This is a genomic window from Mycobacterium sp. (assembly GCF_035603715.1).
Classification (GTDB): Bacteria; Actinomycetota; Actinomycetes; order Mycobacteriales; family Mycobacteriaceae; genus Mycobacterium.
In genome coordinates this window covers 1-3,051 of record NZ_DATNJW010000019.1, presented here as the reverse complement: position 1 = coordinate 3,051, position 3,051 = coordinate 1, and the positions used below count along the sequence as shown (strand labels likewise).

General features: G+C 65.3%; 4 protein-coding genes and 2 tRNA genes. 2 read left to right on the top strand and 4 right to left on the bottom strand.

The window, feature by feature from the left end; all coding sequences use genetic code 11:
* Window positions 1-67 precede the first annotated feature (67 nt).
* The 3 genes from VN856_RS00695 to VN856_RS00685 all read right to left on the bottom strand — a co-directional run bounded on the left by VN856_RS00695 (window position 68) and on the right by VN856_RS00685 (window position 794).
* On the bottom strand, window positions 68-331 hold the full coding sequence (locus VN856_RS00695; RefSeq protein WP_325685210.1) for a hypothetical protein: 264 nt from the start codon (window positions 329-331) through the stop codon (window positions 68-70).
* A 223-nt stretch (window positions 332-554) separates the two neighbouring features.
* Window positions 555-630, bottom strand: a tRNA-Arg gene (locus tag VN856_RS00690).
* Window positions 631-702: 72 nt separating this feature from the next.
* A tRNA-Ser gene (locus VN856_RS00685) sits at window positions 703-794 on the bottom strand.
* A 94-nt stretch (window positions 795-888) separates the two neighbouring features.
* Here VN856_RS00685 and VN856_RS00680 point away from each other — a divergent pair.
* Window positions 889-1,962: a pyridoxal phosphate-dependent aminotransferase gene (locus VN856_RS00680; RefSeq protein WP_325685209.1), complete on the top strand. Its 1,074-nt coding sequence runs from the start codon at window positions 889-891 to the stop codon at window positions 1,960-1,962.
* A gap of 16 nt (window positions 1,963-1,978) precedes the next feature.
* Entirely contained in the window at window positions 1,979-2,446 is a 468-nt protein-coding gene (locus VN856_RS00675) for a DUF4334 domain-containing protein (RefSeq protein WP_325685208.1), read from the top strand.
* On the opposite strand, the gene VN856_RS00670 is transcribed toward VN856_RS00675, so the two are convergent.
* Window positions 2,443-3,036, bottom strand: coding sequence for a TIGR03086 family metal-binding protein (locus VN856_RS00670; RefSeq protein WP_325685211.1), 594 nt, complete (start codon window positions 3,034-3,036; stop codon window positions 2,443-2,445). The two genes, VN856_RS00675 and VN856_RS00670, sit on opposite strands and share 4 nt — an antisense overlap.
* Between the last annotated feature and the right edge of the window lie 15 nt (window positions 3,037-3,051).

Below are 3,051 nucleotides of genomic sequence, written 5' to 3'. Positions count from 1 at the left end.
GCCTGGTTAGTCGAAAGCGCCACGCGCCGAAACGAATAAGGCGTGTTGACCAACTCCGCGCCGTTGGTTAATTCGAGGTTTGTTGTTCGTTCTCGCCGCGGCCCGTAGTTCCCGCTTCTGCGGAGCTTTCCCGGCGTCCCTCATAAGGCGGCACCGCCGGGTCGGTGTCCTGCGGGGGGATCAGTTCCTGATTTCGGTCCACGTCTGTCTTTGTCGGGTCGGTCAGCGGTGGATTCGCGTCCTGGTCGACATTGCCTTCGGGTCGATCCGTGCTTTCACTGAACTCGTGCGTCCCGGTTTCCTGCGACTTGTCATGTTCTGTGGTGCTCATCTTGACTCCTAGAAGCTTCCGCAAACTGCGGTTGCTCTGAACCGGTTACCCGCGAATGACCGGCCGAAACAGAAGAGGCGTCACGTCCCAGTGAGCAACGCCGCGCGGCCCCGGCGTGCGCGCCGTGCTGGACAAGTACGCAGGTGGCGATAGTGGCGACTGAAAGTATCAGATTCGGGCTTGTCGCCGGCCGTCGAGCAGGCGGCCCGACTACCTGCGGATGTGGCGCGCCCGAAGGGATTCGAACCCCTAACCTTCTGATCCGTAGTCAGATGCTCTATCCGTTGAGCTACGGGCGCCTGTGTTCAATTGTCTCGTACGGTGTGGCGACCCGCCGCGCCCGGCTTCGCCGCGCTTGCGATCGCCACGGGTGGCGGAGGCGAGAGGATTTGAACCTCCGGTCCCCGGTAAGGGGGACAACTCATTAGCAGTGAGTCCCATTCGGCCGCTCTGGCACGCCTCCTCGAACTTCCCGAGGGTACCGGACCGCCGCCAGGAGCCGGCTGCCGGAACCGCCGCGGAGCACAGCGTACACAGGCCGGACATATGCTGTCGAAATGACCGCGCGCCTACGTCCCGAATTGGCCGAGCTGCCGGTCTACGTACCCGGCAAGACCGTCCCGGGCGCGATCAAATTGGCCAGCAACGAGACCGTGCAGGGTCCGTTGCCCAGCGTTCGGGCGGCGATCGAGCGGGCCACCGATCGCATCAACCGCTACCCGGACAACCGCTGCACCGACCTCAAATCGGCCTTGGCTAAGCACCTGAATTCCGGCCGGGTGGGCAGCGCCGGCGGTTGGGCACCCGAGCACATCGCCGTCGGTTGCGGATCAGTGAGCCTGTGCCAGCAGCTCATCCAGATCAGCGCCACGGCCGGCGACGAGGTGCTGTTCGGCTGGCGCAGCTTCGAGATCTACCCGCTGCAGGTCCGTCTCGCCGGCGCCACCGCGGTCCAAGTCCCGCTCTCCGACCACACCTTCGACCTGACGGCGATGCTCGCCGCGGTCACCGACCGAACCCGGCTGATCTTTGTCTGCAACCCGAACAACCCCACCTCGACGGTGGTCGATCCGGATGCTTTGGCCCGGTTCGTCGAGGCGGTGCCGTCGCACGTGCTGATCGCGATCGACGAGGCCTACGTCGAATACATCCGCGACGGCCTGGTGCCGGACAGCCTCGGATTGGTGCGCGACCACAGCAATGTCGTTGTGCTGCGCACGTTTTCGAAGGCCTACGGGCTGGCCGGCTTGCGGGTGGGATATGCGGCCGGCCACCCGGAGTTGATCACCGCCGTGGACAAAGCCTATGTGCCGTTCACCGCGACCAGCATCTCGCAGGCCGCGGCCATCGCGTCACTGGACGCCGCCGACGAGCTGCTCGCCCGCACCGATGCCGTCGTTGCCGAACGGACGCGGGTGAGCGACGCCCTGCACGCGGCCGGGTTCACCCTGCCGTCGTCGCAGGCGAATTTCGTCTGGCTGCCGCTCGGACCTCGCACCCTCGACTTCGTCGAGCGGGCGGCCGACGCACGCGTCGTGGTTCGCCCGTACGGCACCGACGGTGTCCGGGTGACCATCGGCGCGCCGGAGGAGAACGATGCCATGCTGCAATTCGCGCAGGGCTGGATCTAGATCGAAGGAGATCGCGATGACCGATGCGTTGGCGCTCAAGAAGTTCACCGAGTTCAAGGAGCGCACCGGGTCGATCGACGACGCCGAACTCGACGACTTCTGGGCCAGCCTGCCGCCGGCCACCGTCGACGGCATGCTCGGCGAGTGGAAGGGCGGCGAATTCGTCACCGGGCACCGGATGAACGGTCAACTCGAGAAGTCCCGCTGGTTCGGCAAGACGTTCAACTCACCCGAAGACGTGCAGCCGCTGGTCTGTCTCGACGATGACGGGAACCGGTTCTCCAACGTCAAGATGGGCAAGGGCGAAGCCAGCCTGTGGCTGGAGGAATTTCGCGGCGAAATCACCGCGACCATGGTGTACGACGGCCAGCCGGTTCACGATCACTTCAAGCGCGTCGACGACGCCACGGTGATGGGAATCATGAACGGCAAGGGCGTGATCGACAACGGCCGGTACTTCTACTTCTATCTCGAGCGCGTCTAGGCCCGTGCCACTGCCGGATCGCGGCCGGTAAAGGCGATCAGCCGGTCGAGGGCGGGCGCATCGTCGGGCACGGCGACCGGATCATCGAAGCCCACGGTCGCGCGCCCTTCTGGCGTGATGACTTTGTGGGCAAGCCCTAACACGTAATCGGCCAGCGACTCGGCGACGTCGATCGGGTGTGTGGTTGCGGTCGCGTAATCCCAACCGTGGACCAGGAATTCGACCGACAGGATGCTGACGGCGAAGGTAGCGGGTATCTCGTTGGTGCCGATGGTCACCGTGTCGGTCAGACCGCGGCGATGCCACGCGTCCAGCGCGGGCCGGGCCGCGGCGACGATCTGCCTCTCCACCGAGTCTTCGCTGTTCCGCTCCGGCGGCTCCGCGCCCGCTGCGCCGCCGAGCAGGGTGATGGAGTTCATCAGATGGTCGGTCAGCTGCATCACGTCGTATTCCGTACACGGTGTGGAATTGGACAACTCGTCGCGCGAGATCGGATGCAGCACATGCTGCAGGGCGCCCAGCGCGGCTTCTGCGCTGGCCAGCTCATCGGTGGGCGGCGAGTCGGGTCCGGGCCGCAGGTCAGAAGACATGATGTCCACGGTACG

Excerpts from the sequence above, each read along its gene's own strand:
- VN856_RS00695 (WP_325685210.1), bottom strand. The coding sequence starts at position 331 with ATGAGCACCACAGAACATGACAAGTCGCAGGAAACCGGGACGCACGAG.
- VN856_RS00680 (WP_325685209.1), top strand. The coding sequence starts at position 889 with ATGACCGCGCGCCTACGTCCCGAATTGGCCGAGCTGCCGGTCTACGTA.
- VN856_RS00675 (WP_325685208.1), top strand. The coding sequence starts at position 1,979 with ATGACCGATGCGTTGGCGCTCAAGAAGTTCACCGAGTTCAAGGAGCGC.
- VN856_RS00670 (WP_325685211.1), bottom strand. The coding sequence starts at position 3,036 with ATGTCTTCTGACCTGCGGCCCGGACCCGACTCGCCGCCCACCGATGAG.